This window comes from Corallococcus terminator (genome assembly GCF_003611635.1).
Taxonomy (GTDB): Bacteria; Myxococcota; Myxococcia; order Myxococcales; family Myxococcaceae; genus Corallococcus; species Corallococcus terminator.
In genome coordinates this window covers 1-15877 of the sequence record NZ_RAVZ01000075.1, presented here as the reverse complement: position 1 = coordinate 15877, position 15877 = coordinate 1, and the positions used below count along the sequence as shown (strand labels likewise).

Sequence of the window (15877 nt, the reverse complement as noted above, 5' to 3'; positions counted from 1 at the left end):
CTGCCCTCCCCTGCGCGTCACCGCGCGGAGTGCGTAGGCCCCCCGGACGAGGCCGGCCCCTGCTGCGGGGCGGCCGTCGAGGGAAACGCGCTGACCTGGAGGCCCCGGGGCAGGCGCACGATGAAGGTGGAGCCCCGGTGCTCCTGGCTCTCCACGGCCAGCGTGCCGCCGTGCAGTTCCACCATGCGCCGCGCGCTGGCCAGGCCCACGCCGCTGCCGGACACGTCCTGGGACACGTTGCGGCCCCGGTGGAAGCGCTCGAAGACGAAGGGCAGGTCCGCCGCGGGGATGCCGATGCCCTGGTCCACCACGTAGAGCAGCACGGACTGATGGGGGTCCTGCTCCTCCACCGCCAGGCGCACGGTGACGGTGGAGCCCGCGGCGCTGTACTTCACCGCGTTGCCCATCAGGTTCTCCAGCACGCGCTCCAGGGCGTGCGCGTCCCAGTCACCCGTGAAGTCACGGCCTTCAGGCGCCTCCAGGACGAAGACGTGGCGCGTCGCCGTGGCCTCCAGTTCGCGCACCTTGCCGTGCACCATGGCGAGCAGGTCCATGGGTTCGCGCTTGAGCGGACGCTCCTGACCGCGCGTCACCTCCAGGAAGTGGTCGATGAGCTCCCCCATGCGGTGCGCGGCGCGCACGATGTGGCCCAGTCGCGTCTCCAGCGCGGGCGTCATCACGGCGGCGGGAATCTGCCGGCGCAGCACCTGGGCGTTGAGCGTCATGATCTGCAACGGGCCCTTGAGGTCGTGGGTCGCCAGCGAGAAGAGCTCGTCGCGCACGGCCAGGGCGTCCCGGGCGACGGCCTCGGCCCGCTCCGCGCGCAGGCGGCGCTCTTCCAGCTCGCGCGTCATGCGCACCGCGTCCACGGCACCGCGCAGGCTGTGGCGCAGGCGCTCCGGGCTGAAGGCCTCCTTGACGAGGTAGTCCTGGGCACCGGCCTTCATCGCGGCCACCGCCACGCGCTCATTGCCACTGCCCGTGAGCACCACGACCGCCGGCACGGTGGGAAGGCCCAGCTCCGCGAGCTTCTGGAGCAGGGCCACGCCGTTCATGCCGGGCAGGTGGTAGTCGAGCAGCATCGCGTCCGCGGCATGGACGGACAGGTACTCCAGCGCCTCCTCCGCGGAGGCCACCTGCGCCACCTCCCACGTCATGTCCGGATCCTTGGCCAGCGCACGGCTGACCGCGATGCGATCCGCCATCCCGTCGTCCACCAGGAGTACGCGCAGGGTCATGCGCCCTGCGCTTCCGGCGCGGGCAGTCGCGCGGCCTTGAACCAGAAGGCGTGCAGCGCCTCCGCGGTCGCCTGGAGCTGGGGACCGATTTCCGGCTTGAAGAGGTAGCTGTTGGCGCCGTCCGCGTACGCCCCGTCCACGTCCTCGGCCGCCACTGAACTGGAGAAGATGATGACCGGGATGGGGCGCAGGTTCGGATCCGCCTTCAGCCGCGTCAGCACGTCGCGCCCGCTCATGCCCGGCATGTGCATGTCCAGCAGGACGAGCACCGGCCGCTCCGCATCCGGATAGGACCCCCGCTGGTAGAGGTAGTCCAGGGCGCTCTCACCGTCGCACACGCGCACCACCGGCACGGGTAGCGGCAGCCGCCGGGCGATGCGCAGCAACGCCTCCGCGTCCGGATCACTGTCTTCCACCAGCAACAGGGGACTCATCCGCGGGGTTCCTTGCCAAGCGTGAAGAAGAAGGTGGAGCCACGTCCTGGCGCGGAGTCCACCCACAACAGCCCTCCGTGCAATGACACCAGACGCCGCGCGATGGCCAGCCCCGCCCCACTCCCGCCTCCGAACGCCTGCGCGGGGTGCAGGCGACGGAACAGTTCGAAGATGGCCTCGTGGAATTGAGGGGCGATGCCGATGCCGGGGTCCCTCACGAAGAAAAGATAGGGCGCGGTGACGTGCCGCGCCGCCTCCGGGCGCGTTTCTCCCGGCCCGAGGAAGCCCACCTCCACCCAGCGGGGCTCCGCGGTCTGGTATTTGGCCGCGTTGGAGATGAGGTTGGCCCACACCTGCCGGATGCGGATGGGGTCGCACGCGACGGTGGGCAGCCGGCGGGGCATCCGCACCTCCACCCGCCCCTCCTCCAGCCGCGCACCCAGCGTGCGCAGCACGTCGTCCACCAGGACCTGCTGGTTCGTCTCCTCCCACGCCAGCTCCAGCCGGCCCAGGCGGCTGTATTCAAAGAGGCTGTCGACGAGTTCGTGCGTGCGCTTCGCCAGCCACGTCAGGGCTTCCAACTGCGCGCCCCCGGCCTGGCCCAGCGCCGGACCGAAGTCCTCCTGGAGGAAGGAGCTGTACTGGAGGATGCCGCGCAGGGGCTCCTTGAGGTCGTGCGCCACGGTGCCACCGAAGGCGTCCAGCTCCGCGTTGGAGCGGGCCAGCTCCCGCGACAGCCGGGCCAGCTCCTCCGCGTGCCGCAACACCACGCCCACGAGGGCGCCCTTGAGGGCGCGCGCCGCCTCCAGGTCCTGCGCCGACCACGGCAGGGACGCGTCCCGCACCTCCTCGCGCCACACATCGAAGGAGGCGCGGGGGCGCAGCCGCGCATGTCCCGGCTCCGGACGCACGGGCTTGTTCGGATTGCCGGCCCACGACACGGTGCGCGCTACCTCCGGCCGGAACCACAGCGCGAAGTGCGGCACCGCGGGATCCAGGCGCACGGCCAGCAGGCCCGCGGCCACCTCCGCGCGCGAGGCCAGCCCCGGGTAGACATCCCCCAGACGGTCCACATGGAAGACATCGTCCGGAAGCTCCTGCCGCGACAGCCAGGCCACCAGGGCGAGCACCTCCGCCTCCGACGGCGTGTCCCCCAACAGCAGCGGGGCGCCGCCCTGGAGTCCCGCGCTCGCTCCCAGCACCAGCGCCACGCCCCTGGCGCCGGTGAGGTCCATCAGCAGCGGAGCCTGTGCCTCCAGCGCACGGGCGGGGGAATACTCGCCCAGGCCCGGCACCACGAGGACGTTGAGCAGCGACGCGCGCCGCGCCTGGGCCGCGGACTCCACGGCGCGCTCCTCGGCGGAGAGCTGGAGCGACAGCAACCGCGCCAGCACGTCGCACGCCTGCCGCCGCGCGGCCGACACGCCCCGGGGCGACAGGTGGTGACAGGCCATGAGCCCCCAGAGCTGCCCGTCCTTCAGGAGCGACACGCTGAAGGACGCGCCCACGCCCATGTTGCGCAGGTACTCCAGGTGGATCTCCGACACGCTGCGCAGCGCCGAGCCGGACAGGTCCAGCGGACGGTCCGTGCCGGGCAGCGTGGCGGGGACGAGCCCCACGACCTTCGCGTCCACGTCCGCGATGAGGCGCAGGGTGTTGCGCGTGTAGAGGGCCCGCGCCTGCACCGGGATGTCGGTCGCCGGGAAGTGCAGACCCATGAAGCGATCGATGCCTTCACGCACGCTTTCGGCCACCACCTCGCCGTGGAAGTCCGCGTGGAAGCGGTACACCATCACGCGGTCGTAGCCGATGAGCGCCCGCACCGCGGCCGCGGCCTCCTGGAGCAGCGCGCCCACGCCCTTCGCCCGCGCCAGCGGCGACACCAGCCGGTGCACCGCGGTCAGCGCATCCTCCTCCGCGCTCGCGTCCGAGTCCGACAGCGGCTCCAGCTCCAGCACCCGCAGGCCATCGCTTTCATGCAGGAGCGCGGAGCACCGGCGCCCGCCCACCTCCACGTTGACAGGCCCCAGCGCCACGCCCGCCTCCACGCGCGTCAGCACCTCGCGGGACACGATGCGGCCGAGGGGCTGGCCCACGAGCGCGTCCGGCCCCACGCCGAGCAGCGCGGCCGCGTTGGAGCTCACCACGACGATGGTTTCGTCCCCCTCTTCGAAGGCGACGAGGACGCCGCGGGGCTGGATGCCGCCCAGCAGGTGGATGGGTTCACGGTCGCAGACACTGAGGTCGGCATCAGACACGGACGGGGACATCGTTCTCCCGCATCAACCAGCCAGCGAAGGCGTCAAAGGTGTCGCGGGCGCCCTGGATGACGGCCGCGTCGAAGGTGTCGGAGGACGCCCGTTCGGACGCCTGGGCGACGACAGCGCCGAAGGCCCGCCACATCGGGCCCACCTCATCGCCATAGGCCCGGAAGAAGGCGAAGGTGCCCACGCGCGCGTCCGTTCCGAAGTGGCGCGTCAGGTGGCGCAGGATGAGCTGGCCGCCCAGCGTGGAGCCCTCCAGCACGTATGCGCAGCCAAGCGCCTCGGCGAGCCCCGGCAGGGCCGGCAACGGGGAGGCACGCGGCAGCCGTGCGAGCGAGGCCGTGTCATGGCCCTGTGCCCGCAGGTCCTCCTCCAGCAGCGGCACCTTCCAGCGCGATTCGAGCACCAGCGCGGGCCCCACCTCCGCCAGGGGGCCGGCGAGCCGCGCCTCCAGGGGGACGTAGAGCCCGTAGAAGTCCTCCAGGTGACGCAGGTAGTCAGCGGGCGTCAGGTGCGCGTCCATCAGGCGCACCACACCCTCCGTGCGCTCGTGGTGAGGGCGCGTTTCCGTCTTCAGTCGCTGCAGCAGTCCCAAGGTGACCCCGAGGATGTGGAGCACCGCAGCATCAGGAAACAACCAACTGTTCCAAATGTTGGCCGTTCATCCGTTCATCCGGGTCCCCGCGGGGCATGTTCAACGCACGGTGCGTGATGTTTCACGGACCCGTCCCCCCGGTCCCACTCCGCTTGAGGCACCAACCCCCTGAGCCACCCTGTCTTTACGGGGTGCGACACGGCGCGTTAGCCTGCAAGCTCCACAGCTTGGCTTCCCGTGTCATGCGGGAAAGGGGTCCACACGATGTCGTTTACCCTCCCGCGGCGCTACGGCCTGTATGAGCCGGAGACCGAGCACGACGCGTGCGGCGTGGGGTTCGTGGCCCACATCCGGGGTCAGCGCTCGCGCGGCATCGTGGAGGACGCGCTGGAGCTGCTCAACCGGCTGAGTCACCGCGCCGCGGCGGGTCGCGACCCGGAGACGGGTGACGGCGCCGGCATCCTGGTGCAACTGCCCCACCGCTTCTTCAACCACGAGGCCCCGAAGCTGGGCTTCGAGCTGCCCCCCCGCCGCCAGTACGGCGTGGCGCAGGTGTTCCTGCCGCCGGAGCCCGAGGCGCGCCGCGCGTGCGAGGCGTTGTTCGAGGACGTGGTGGAGGAGGAGGGCCAGCGGCTGCTCGGCTGGCGGGATGTGCCGGTGGCCCCGGAGGAGCTGGGGTCGCTCGCCCGGCAGGTGGCGCCGGTCATCCGGCAGCTCTTCATCGCGCGCCGTCGCGTGGTGCCCAGCGCCTTCGAGCGCAAGCTGTACCGCATCCGCAAGCTGGTGGAGAACCGCGTGCTGGCGCGCGGCGTGGATCCGCAGGGGCGCTTCCACGTGGCCAGTTGTTCGTCGGAGACCCTCATCTACAAGGGGCTGCTCCTGCCCCGGCAGCTTCCGCGCTTCTACGCGGACCTGCGGCACCCGGAGTTCGTCAGCGCGCTGGCGCTGGTGCACTCGCGCTTCTCCACCAACACGTTCCCCACGTGGGAGCTGGCGCAGCCGTTCCGCTTCATCGCGCACAACGGCGAAATCAATACACTGCGTGGCAACCGCAACTGGATGACGGCGCGGCGCGGCCTGCTCCAGACGGCGAAGCTGGGCGGCAGCCTGGAGCCCCTGTGGCCCATCATCGTGCCGGGCAAGAGCGACTCCGCGCAGTTCGACAACATGGTGGAGCTGCTCTACCTGGGCGGCCGCACCCTGCCCCACGCCATGATGATGATGATCCCGGAGGCGTGGGAGGCGCACAAGCAGATGCCCGACGAGCGCCGGGCCTTCTACGAGTACTCCGCGTCGCTGCTGGAGCCGTGGGACGGGCCGGCGGCCATCGCGTTCACGGACGGTCAGCTCATTGGCGCGACGCTGGACCGCAACGGCCTGCGGCCCGCGCGCTATCTGGTGACGGAGGATGACCGCATCATCCTGGCGTCGGAGACGGGCGTCATCGACGTGCCCCCGTCGCAGGTGCGCCGCAAGGGTCGGCTGACGCCGGGCCGCATGCTGCTGGTGGACACCGCCGAAGGGCGCATCATCGAGGACGAGGAGGCCAAGCGCGAAATCACCACGCGCTGGCCGTACCGCCGCTGGTTGCAGCGCAACGTCTTCACCTTCGAGGACCTGCCCGCGGTGCCCGCGCCGGAGCGGCTGAAGGGCGAATCGCTGTGGAGGCTCCAGCGCGCGTTCGGCTTCACGGACGAAGACGTGCGCACCACGCTGGTCCCCATGGCGGAGACGGGCAAGGAGCCCACCGGCTCCATGGGCACCGACACGCCGCTCGCGGTGCTGAGCGACCAGGCGCCCACCCTCTTCAACTACTTCCACCAGCTCTTCGCGCAGGTGACCAACCCGCCCATCGACCCGCTGCGCGAGGCGCTGGTGATGACGCTGGCCACCGCGCTGGGCCCCGAAGGCAACACCTTCGAGGAGACGCCCGAGCAGTGTCACCGGCTGTCCTTGCCGGGCCCCATCCTGACCAACGGGCAGTTGGCGCGGCTTGCGAACCTGCGCGGCGACACGGGCCTGTTCGAGCCGCGCACGCTGAGCCTGCTGTACCCGCACGCGGGCGGCGCGGCCACGGCGCTGGAGGTCGCGGTGGAGCGGCTGTGCATGGCGGCGGTGGACGCGGTGGACGCGGGCGCCAGCGTGCTCGTGCTGAGCGACCGGGGCGTGGACGCGGCGCACGCGGCCATCCCGGCGCTGCTGGCCGTGTCCGCGGTGCATCAGCGGCTGGTGCGCGACGGCACCCGCATGTACACGGGCATCGTCCTGGAGACCGCCGAACCGCGCGAGGTGCACCACTTCGCGTGCCTGTTCGCCTACGGCGTGTCGGCGGTGAACCCGTACCTCGCGCTGGACACGCTGCGCGCGCTGGCGGACGCGGGCGAGCTCAAGGCGGGCGAGGACAAGGCCCAGGAGCAGTACCTCCACGCGCTGGAGGAGGGCCTGCTCAAGGTGATGTCCAAGATGGGCATCTCCACGCTCCAGTCGTACCGCGGCTCGCAGCTCTTCGAGGCGGTGGGCCTCCAGCGCGGGCTGATTGAAAAGCACTTCACCGGCACGCCATCCCGCATCGAAGGCGTGGGCCTGCCGGAGCTGGGACGCGAAGTTTCTGAACGGCACGCGCGCGGCTTCGGCCAGGCAGCGGACGGCGAGGAGGGCCTGCTTCCCGTCGGCGGTCAGTTCCGCTGGCGCCGGCAGGGCGAGCGGCACAAGTGGAACCCGGCCACGGTGGCGAAGCTCCAGGCGGCGGTGCGCGCGGACGACGCGGCGGCGTTCCAGGAGTATTCGAAGCTGGCGGACGACGAGACGCGCGAGCACAGCAACCTGCGCGGCCTGCTGGACGTGGTAACGGAGGGCTGTACGCCGGTGCCGCTGGACGAGGTGGAGCCCGCGTTGGAACTGGCGCGCCGGTTCGTCACCGGGGCCATGTCCTTCGGCTCCATCAGCGCGGAGGCGCACGAGACGCTGGCCATCGCGATGAACCGGCTGGGCGGCAAGTCCAACAGCGGCGAGGGCGGCGAGGAAGCGCGGCGCTACACGAAGGAGCCCAACGGCGACTCGCGCCGCAGCGCCATCAAGCAGGTGGCGAGCGCGCGCTTCGGCGTCACCGCCGAGTACCTGGTCAACGCGGACGAGCTTCAAATCAAGATGGCCCAGGGCGCCAAGCCCGGCGAGGGCGGACAGCTTCCGGGCCACAAGGTGGATGAGCGCATCGCGCGCGTGCGCTGGTCCACGCCGGGCGTGACGCTCATCTCCCCGCCACCGCACCACGACATCTACTCCATCGAGGACCTGGCGCAGCTCATCTACGACCTCCAGTCCGTCAACGCGAAGGCGCGCGTGAGCGTGAAGCTGGTGAGCGAGGTGGGCGTGGGCACCATCGCCGCGGGCGTCGCCAAGGCGGGCGCCAGCGCCGTGGTCATCGCGGGCTACGAGGGCGGCACGGGCGCCTCTCCCCTCTCAAGCCTCCAGCACGCGGGCCTGCCGTGGGAGCTGGGGCTCGCGGAGACGCAGCAGGTGCTGGTGCAGAACGGCCTGCGCTCACGTGTGCGCGTGCAGGTGGACGGCGGCCTGCGCACCGCGCGCGACGTGCTGGTGGCGGCGCTGCTGGGCGCGGAGGAGTTCGGCCTCGCCACCGCGAGCCTCGTCTCCGTGGGCTGCATCATGCTGCGCAAGTGCCACCTCAACACCTGCTCCGCGGGCATCGCCACGCAGGACCCCGCGCTGCGCGAGCGCTACCAGGGCACGCCCGAGAACGTGGTGAGCTTCTTCATGATGCTCTCCGAGGACCTGCGCCGGCAGATGGCCCAACTGGGCATCCGCCGCCTGGATGACCTGGTGGGCCGCGTGGACCTCTTGCGCCAGCGCACGGCGGTGGACCACTGGAAGGCGCGCAAGGTGGACCTGTCCGCGCTGCTCGCCGCGCCGGCCGCGCCAGCCTCCGAACCCCGGCACTGCGTGGTGCCGCACCGCAAGGACGTGTCGGACCACCTGGACCACGAGCTGCTGGCGAAGGCGCAGTCGGTGCTTTCGGGCGGCCCGCCGCTGCTGCTCAACCTGCCGGTGGCGAACACGCACCGCGCGGTGGGCGCGATGTTGTCCGGAGAGATTGCCCGCCGTCACGGCGCGCAAGGGCTGCCGGACGGCAAGCTGCGGGTGAAGCTGAAGGGCTCCGCGGGCCAGAGCTTCGGCGCGTTCCTGGCGGCGGGGGTGACGCTGGAGCTGGAGGGCGACACCAACGACTACCTGGGCAAGGGCCTGTCCGGCGGACGCGTCATCGTCTATCCGCACGAGGGCAGCCGCTTCGTGTCGGAGGAGAACGTGCTCGTGGGCAACACGGTGCTCTACGGGGCGACGGCCGGCGAGGTGTACCTGCGGGGGCTCGCGGGCGAGCGCTTCGCGGTGCGCAACAGCGGCGCGCAGGCGGTGGTGGAGGGCGTGGGCGACCACGGGTGTGAGTACATGACGGGCGGCGTGGTGGTGGTGCTGGGCCCCACGGGCCGCAACTTCGCGGCCGGCATGAGCGGCGGCACCGCGTACGTGTTGGACCGGGACCGCTCCTTCCGCGAGCGCTGCAACCTGGAGATGGTGGAGCTGGAGTCGCTGGTGGACGAGTCCGAAATCTGGCTCGTGCACGGGATGATCGAACGCCACCTGCACCACACCGGCAGCACGCTGGCGCGGCGGGTGCTCGACAACTGGGAGCTGATGGTGCCGCAGTTCATGAAGGTGATGCCCACCGACTACAAGCGCGTGCTCCAGGCGCGGCGGGCGGCCCGGCGGCCCCCACCGGCCGCGGGCGTGCAGCAGCTCCACGTCGTCGGCGGGGGGGTCTAGGCGATGGGCAAGCCCACGGGTTTCGTCGAGTGGCCGCGCGTCCATGCCCCCAAGCGGGAGAAGGCGGAGCGCCTGGAGGACTGGCGCGAGCTGCACCTGCCGCTGGCGCCGGAGGAAGCAAAGCGGCAGGCCGGGCGCTGCATGGACTGTGGCGTGCCCTTCTGTCACCAGGGCTGTCCGCTGGGAAACCTCATCCCGGACTTCAACGACGCGGTGTACCGGGGCCAGTGGAAGGAGGCGTACCAGGTGCTCAGTCGCACCAACACCTTCCCGGAGTTCACCGGACGGCTGTGCCCCGCGCCGTGCGAGGCCTCGTGCGTGCTGGCCATCGACCGGGACGCGGTGACCATCGAGCAGATTGAAAAGGAGATCTCCGAGCGTGCGTTCGCGGAGGGCTGGGTGAAGGCCCGACCTCCGGCGCGCAGGACGGGCAAGCGCGTGGCGGTGGTGGGCTCCGGCCCCGCGGGGCTCGCGGCGGCCTCCCAGCTCAACGCGGCCGGGCACACCGTGACGGTGTACGAGAAGGACGCGCGAGCAGGAGGGCTGCTGCGCTACGGCATCCCGGACTTCAAGCTGGAGAAGTCGGTGTTGGACCGGCGCCTCGCGCTGATGGAGGCGGAGGGCATCGTCTTCCGCACGGGCGAGGGCGTGGGCGCGACGACGGGCTACCGCGCGCTGCGCGAGCAGTACGACGGCGTGGTGCTGGCGATGGGCGCGCGGCGGGCCCGCGAGCTGGACGTCCCGGGCCGTGAGCTGTCCGGCGTGTTGCAGGCGATGGAGTACCTGGAGCACCAGAACCGGGTGGTGACGGCGGGCGCGACGCCGGACGCGCGGCTGGAGGCGAAGGGCAAGCGGGTCATCATCCTGGGCGGCGGCGACACGGGCTCGGACTGCCTGGGGACGGCGCTGCGTCAGGATGCGGAAAGCGTCATGCAGGTGGAGCTGTTGCCCGCGCCGCCGTCGGTGCGCGCGAAGGAGAACCCGTGGCCGCGCTGGCCGCTGGTGTTCCGCACGTCGTCCAGCCAGGAGGAGGGCGGCGAGCGCGCCTTCGCGCTCCTGACGAAGCGGCTGGAGGGTGAAGACGGCCAGCTCAAGCGGCTGCACGCGGTGCGCGTGGAGGTACAGCGCGAGCCGGGCGGCGCGATGAAGCTCCTGGAGGTGCCGGGATCCGAGCAGGTGTTCGACGTGGACCTGCTGGTGCTGGCCATGGGCTTCACGGGGCCGGAAACGGGGCCGCTCGCGGAAGAGCTGGGCGTGAAGCTGTCACCGCGCGGCACGGTGCAGGTGGACGCGAAGTTCGCCACGTCCGCGCCGGGCGTGTACTGCGCGGGCGACGCGAGCCGGGGCGCGAGCCTCATCGTCTGGGCGCTCGCGGACGGACGTGAGGCGGCGCGAGCACTGGACACGTGGCTGTCCGGCACGGCGTCCGCGCTGCCCACGCGCGGGCAGGACTGCGCGTTCTGAAGCAACGGGCACGGGGCCCCTGTCCGCCAGGCTGCGGACACAGGGGCCCCGGGCTCTTCCTGATGGCGCGTCAGTGGACGAAGGGCTCGGGCGGCCGCAGGAAGCCAAGCGGCGTGTCGCGGGGCTCCTTCGCGAAGCTGGTGCGCAGCTCCAGCAACTGCTTCATCGTCTCCAGGTCCCGGATGGGCCCCACCTTGAAGGGCAGCTCACCAGGAGTGCCGGAGAGCCTGTCGAAGGGGACCGCCCCCGCGACCTCCTCCATCCGCACCAGGAAGCCCGCATCCAGTGCGAAGAAGCGGCCACAGGTCTGGCAGGTGGCGATGTCATACAGCCGCTGGTGACGGCGCAGCAGGTCCGCGAACGGCCAGGACGTCACACCGGCACCGAACTGCGCATCCGGCACGCTGAACATGAAGCCCGTGCCACCGCCCGTCAGGAACTTGGACAGCTTCGCCGGGATGCCCGACGTGGGGCTGATGTGCGTGAAGGCATTGTTGTTGATGCCGGTGAGGTCGGTGGTGTCGGTGTCCTTGAAGTGGCAGCCATTGCAGGTGTTGCCGGAGAACTCCTTGCGCGCGCAGACGTCCGTGGCGACGCCCGGGTTCGCGCTGAAGGCCTCCCAGTGGGTCGGCACGTCCACCAGGGCATTGCCGCCCAGGAAGGGATTGCCGTTGAGCGCATGGGGCACGGTGAAGCTCGCGGCGCATTGGGTGGGCACCGTCACCCCTGACAGCCCGCCCGCGATGGTCGAGGTCACCAGGTCATCCACGTCCGGGTCCGTCTGGAAGTCGTGCGTGGCGTCATCCGGCGTCAGCGCCACCGTGTGCGCCCGCAGCAGGCCATTGGAGGGGGTGTTGGTCCCGGTGGCGGGGTTCTCATCCACCAACTGGAACTCCCGCAGCTCCCACTGCCCGTTGGGCAGCACCAGGGCAATCTCATTGGTGCGCAGTTGGTTGAGGGCGCTCTGGTTGCCCTTGTTGGGGGCCTTGCCGTGCAGCACGACGCTCTCCGTCATCGCTTCGAGCTGCGCGAGGTAGGTCGCGTCGAAGGAGGCGCGGGCGCCCAACTGCGCCCACTTCCGGGCCCAGTCGATGACCTGCTGGCAGCCCGTGAGCGGCACGCCGTATTCGAAGATGGCGGTGAAGGACTTGAGGTTGCAGCTCGCCTCCGTGCCAGCGCCCCAGGGTGAAGGCTGGGTCAGGCCGAACACGAAGCGCAACTCCCCCGCGGTGGACGTGCCGCCGTAGCCGCCGCCGGTGCTGCTGGCCAGGTCGATGCGGTTGACGATGGACAGCAGGCGGAAGGGCGCGATGTCGAGGTCCAGCGGCCCGCTGAGCAGCACCTGCCAGGTATTCGAAGCGGAGTTGAACTGGAGCGAGGACAACTGCCCGCTGGCGGTGGCCCAGGGGGCAATCACTTCGTCATACATCTTCCGGCGAGCCGGCACGGTGTCGCCGTTGACGGTGTAATCATTGAGCCAGCGGGACAGCCACTTCGTGACGAAGTCCTCGGCCGTCGTACCCGACCCCTGGGCCATCTCCCGCATGAGGTGCGCGAAGGTCCACGCGCCGCCCTTCGTGCCGGCGCCGGTACAGGGGTCCCACGTGCGCGCCGGGTCCTGCACCACGGCCGCGTCGCGGACGAGCAGCGCCTTCTCCCAGACGGCCTGGGTGGAAGCCGGCATCACCGGGCAGTTGGCGATGGGCACCATGCCGCCGCCCCGGAAGGCCTGGGCCTCCAACGCCAGCCCCTCGAAGCGCGCGGCCGGGTGACGGCCGTTGAACAACACGGTCTCCCGGGTGGTTTCTCCAAACTCCCCCTTGGCGACCCGCGCCTCGCTGTCCACCCGGCGTTGGATCTCCGAGTCCGGCACGTCAGAGAAGAGGGTGAAGAACCCGGGGCCGGGGCTCTTGGGAATGGCACCCATCTCCGCCAGGGCGTCGGAGCGGAACAGCACCACGGGGTCCTGGGGGTCTCCCACCACGCGCACCAGGCTGTCCTCCAGCTCCTTGTTGGCGGGAGGCACCAGCTTCACGTGGACGGCCGTCGTCTCCTTCAGGGGCGTTTCCTGCTCCAGCTTCTGGGCGAAGACCCGGGCGGTGGACAGCCCCTCCACGGCGGGCAGTTCACTGAGCTTGGAAGAGCCACTCTCCGCCTCCACCCGGGCCCCCGTCCGGGCCGTTCGCGCGTCGGCGGTCCCGGTGGGGGCCGCCTCCTTCGAACAACCGACAAGCGTCAGCATGGCCCCCAGCAGCCAGACCGACCTGGACTTCCGTCCCTGCAATTCCTTGCGTCTCAGCGACATACACGCCCCGTCAGTGAAGCCATCCGTCCCCGGATGGTTGGCGTGCACCGTAGGTACGAGCATGCAAGGACATGAGCTGGCGTCAGACTCACACACCGGGTCAAAGTCAGACGCCGGACAAGGCGATGCCCATTCTGGTCGTTTTTACAGGCACGCCTCATCCAATTCCAGACAGGAGCAGGCCTCGTGGGGCCGGGACCGGATCCGCGGTCAGTGGACGAAGACCTGCGGCGGCTTGAGGAAGCTCAGCGGCGCGTCCCACGACTCCTGCTTGAAGCCGGGGCGCAGCTCCAGGAGCCGCGTCACCATCGCGACATCGTGGATGGCCCCCACCTTGAACGGCGGTGGCTCCGCGCCGGGGGACACGTCCAGGGGCACCGCCCCGGCGAGCGCCTCCATCCGCACCAGGAAGCCCTCGTCGACCCCCAGGAAGCGTCCACACGAGGAGCAGGTGGCGAGCTCATACAACTGCTCATGCCGGCGCTGCAGGTCCGCGAAGGACCACGACGCCACCGACGCACCGAACTGCGCGTCCGGGACGCTGTACATGAAGCCGGGGCCGCCGCCCGTCAGGAACTTCGACAGCCTCGCCGGGATGCCCGACGTCGGACTGATGTGCGTGAAGGCGGTGTTGTTGACGCCTGAGAAGTCGTTGGTGCCGGTGTCCTGGAAATGGCAGCCGTTGCAGGTGTTGAGGGAGAACTCCTTGCGCGCGCAGACCTCCGTGGCGTCGCTCACGGGGGCACCACGGGCGGCCCAGTGCGTGGGCGGGGCCACCAGCGAATTGGCACCCCGCATGGGCCTGCCCCTGAACCGGTGGGGCACCGTGAACTCTGCGGCGCACCGGGTGGGCAACAGCACCGGCTGGTCCACCCCGCTCTTCACCTGGGTCCGCACGAAGAGGTCGACGTCGGCATCCGTCTGGGAGTCATGGGCCGCGTCATCGGGTGTCTGCGCCAGCGTGTGCACCCGAAGGCCCCCGTAGGTGGGCAGGTCGTTGCCGCTGGAGGTGTCCTCGTCCGCCAGCCGGAACTCCCGCAGCTCCCACGGCCTGCCCTGCTTCGGCCCCAGGACCGCCTCATTGGTGCGAAGCTGGTTGAGCGCGTTCCAGTTGCCCTTGTCAGTGTCCTTTCCGTGCAGGACGACGCTCTCTGTCATCGCCGCGAGTCGCGCGCGGTAGAGCGCGTCGAAGGACGCATGGGTGCCAAGCTGCGCCCACTGCCGCGCCCAGCCCACGACCTTCTGGCACCCCCTGCCCGGCACCCCATATTCGAAGATGGCGGTGAAGGGCTTGAGGTTGCACGTCGCCTCCGTACCACCGCGGCCCCAGGGCGAGGGGCGGGTCAGGCCGAACACGAAGCGCAGCTCGCCGGGATTGGCCTGACGCCCGTAGCCGCCCCCCGTGTTGTTGCCCAGGTCGATGCGATTGACGATGGCCAGCAGCCGGAAAGGCGCGATGCCCAGGTCCAGGGGCTTGTCGAGCCGGACCTCCCAGCGGCCCGTGCTGGCATTGAGGAAGAGGGAGGATTGCGCCCCGCTGGCGGCGGCCCAGGGGGCAATCACCTCGGCGTACATCGCCCGGCGCGCCGGCACGGTGTCACCGTTGAGGGTGAAGTCATTGAGCCAGCGTGACAGCCACTGCGTCACGAAGACCTCCGGGGTGGTCGCCGAGCCCTGCGCCATTTGCCGGATGAGGTGCGCGAAGGTCCACACCCCGCCCTTCGTGCCGGCGCCGGTACAGGGGTCCCACGTGCGCTCCGGATCCAACACCACGGCCGGGTCCCGGACGAGCAGCGTTTTCTCCCATCCCGCCTGGGTGGAGACCGGCACCTCCTGGCATTGGGCCAGGGGCACCATGTCCCCGTCCCGGAAGCCCCGGGTGTCCACGGCGAGGCCCGTGAAGCGCGCGGCCGGGTGGCGACCGTTGAACAGCAGGCGCTCCCGGGTGGTCTCTCCAAACTCCCCCTTGGCCAACTGCGCCTCGCTCCCCAGCCGGCGCGTCAGCTCCGAGTCCGGGAGCTGCGAGAAGAGGGTGAAGAACCCGGGGCCCGGGCTCCTGGGGATGGCACCCATTTCAGCCAGGGTGTCGGAGCGGAACAGGACCACGGGCGCCTTCGGATCGCCCACCACGCGCACCAGGCTGTCCGCCAGCGCTTCATTGGCGGGGGCCGGCAACTTCACGTGCACGGCCGTCGTCTCCCCCAGGCGCGTGGGCTGCTTCAGCTTCTGGGCGAAGAGGCTGACGACCGGGCTGCTGTCCACGGTGGGCAGCTCGCGGAGCCTGGACGCGGAGCCCCCCTCCTCCACCCGGGCGGTTTGCGCTCCCGGCGCTTCCACGGGCATTGGCTCCTTCGAACAGCCACTGACCGCCAGCAGGATGCCTGGCAGCCACGACGGCATGAACCGCCACACACTCAAACCCTTGCGTTCCCGCGACATTCGCCCCCCTGGGTGAAGCCATCCCCGCTTCGAGGTCTGGCACTGACTCGACGCACGGGGCCCCAGGCCAATGGCAGACAGCTCCGGACGAAGTCGCCCGCAGGACACGCGGCGCATGAATGGACAATCATTGCGTCCACGCGCATCCCATTCCCGACAGGGGCCAGCCTCGCGGGACCACCCGGTTCCGGAAGACACCACGGGGCCCACCCGCGTGAAGCGAGGGGCCCCGTGTCTTCCGGCGCGGACGTGGGAGGGGAGGCCTACGCGGGCACGGGCTCCGACGGGGCCGGCGCCACGGG

The 15877-nt window shown here is 70.7% G+C and carries 8 protein-coding genes; 2 read left to right on the top strand and 6 right to left on the bottom strand.

Annotation, left to right across the window (positions count from 1 at the left end):
* Positions 1 to 17 precede the first annotated feature (17 nt).
* Genes D7V88_RS13480 through D7V88_RS13465 form a run of 4 tightly spaced genes read right to left on the bottom strand, consistent with a single transcriptional unit; the run spans position 18 to position 4573 of the window.
* Positions 18 to 1238, bottom strand: coding sequence for a hybrid sensor histidine kinase/response regulator (locus tag D7V88_RS13480; protein WP_120541041.1), 1221 nt, complete (start codon positions 1236 to 1238; stop codon positions 18 to 20).
* Positions 1235 to 1672, bottom strand: coding sequence for a response regulator (locus tag D7V88_RS13475; RefSeq protein ID WP_120541040.1), 438 nt, complete (start codon positions 1670 to 1672; stop codon positions 1235 to 1237). Before D7V88_RS13475 ends, D7V88_RS13480 begins: the two co-directional genes overlap by 4 nt.
* Entirely contained in the window at positions 1669 to 3930 is a 2262-nt protein-coding gene (locus tag D7V88_RS13470; protein WP_341870675.1) for an ATP-binding protein, read from the bottom strand. Before D7V88_RS13470 ends, D7V88_RS13475 begins: the two co-directional genes overlap by 4 nt.
* Positions 3923 to 4573 (bottom strand): biliverdin-producing heme oxygenase, encoded by a 651-nt coding sequence (locus tag D7V88_RS13465; RefSeq protein ID WP_244238126.1) that lies wholly within the window; start codon positions 4571 to 4573, stop codon positions 3923 to 3925. Before D7V88_RS13465 ends, D7V88_RS13470 begins: the two co-directional genes overlap by 8 nt.
* A 222-nt stretch (positions 4574 to 4795) precedes the next feature.
* Between D7V88_RS13465 and gltB the strand changes: the two genes are divergently transcribed.
* Positions 4796 to 9367: a glutamate synthase large subunit gene (gltB, locus tag D7V88_RS13460; RefSeq protein ID WP_120541038.1), complete on the top strand. Its 4572-nt coding sequence runs from the start codon at positions 4796 to 4798 to the stop codon at positions 9365 to 9367.
* A 3-nt stretch (positions 9368 to 9370) separates the two neighbouring features.
* Positions 9371 to 10831, top strand: coding sequence for a glutamate synthase subunit beta (locus tag D7V88_RS13455; protein ID WP_120541037.1), 1461 nt, complete (start codon positions 9371 to 9373; stop codon positions 10829 to 10831).
* Positions 10832 to 10901: 70 nt separating this feature from the next.
* On the opposite strand, the gene D7V88_RS13450 is transcribed toward D7V88_RS13455, so the two are convergent.
* A complete protein-coding gene (locus D7V88_RS13450; RefSeq protein ID WP_147448718.1) occupies positions 10902 to 13073 on the bottom strand; it encodes a hypothetical protein in 2172 nt (723 codons plus the stop codon).
* Positions 13074 to 13346: 273 nt separating this feature from the next.
* Positions 13347 to 15479, bottom strand: a complete 2133-nt coding sequence (locus D7V88_RS13445; RefSeq protein ID WP_244238127.1) for a hypothetical protein — start codon at positions 15477 to 15479, stop codon at positions 13347 to 13349.
* Between the last annotated feature and the right edge of the window lie 398 nt (positions 15480 to 15877).

Excerpts from the sequence above, each read along its gene's own strand:
- D7V88_RS13480 (WP_120541041.1), bottom strand. The coding sequence starts at position 1,238 with ATGACCCTGCGCGTACTCCTGGTGGACGACGGGATGGCGGATCGCATC.
- D7V88_RS13475 (WP_120541040.1), bottom strand. The coding sequence starts at position 1,672 with ATGAGTCCCCTGTTGCTGGTGGAAGACAGTGATCCGGACGCGGAGGCG.
- gltB (WP_120541038.1), top strand. The coding sequence starts at position 4,796 with ATGTCGTTTACCCTCCCGCGGCGCTACGGCCTGTATGAGCCGGAGACC.
- D7V88_RS13455 (WP_120541037.1), top strand. The coding sequence starts at position 9,371 with ATGGGCAAGCCCACGGGTTTCGTCGAGTGGCCGCGCGTCCATGCCCCC.
- D7V88_RS13450 (WP_147448718.1), bottom strand. The coding sequence starts at position 13,073 with ATGCTGACGCTTGTCGGTTGTTCGAAGGAGGCGGCCCCCACCGGGACC.
- D7V88_RS13445 (WP_244238127.1), bottom strand. The coding sequence starts at position 15,479 with ATGCCCGTGGAAGCGCCGGGAGCGCAAACCGCCCGGGTGGAGGAGGGG.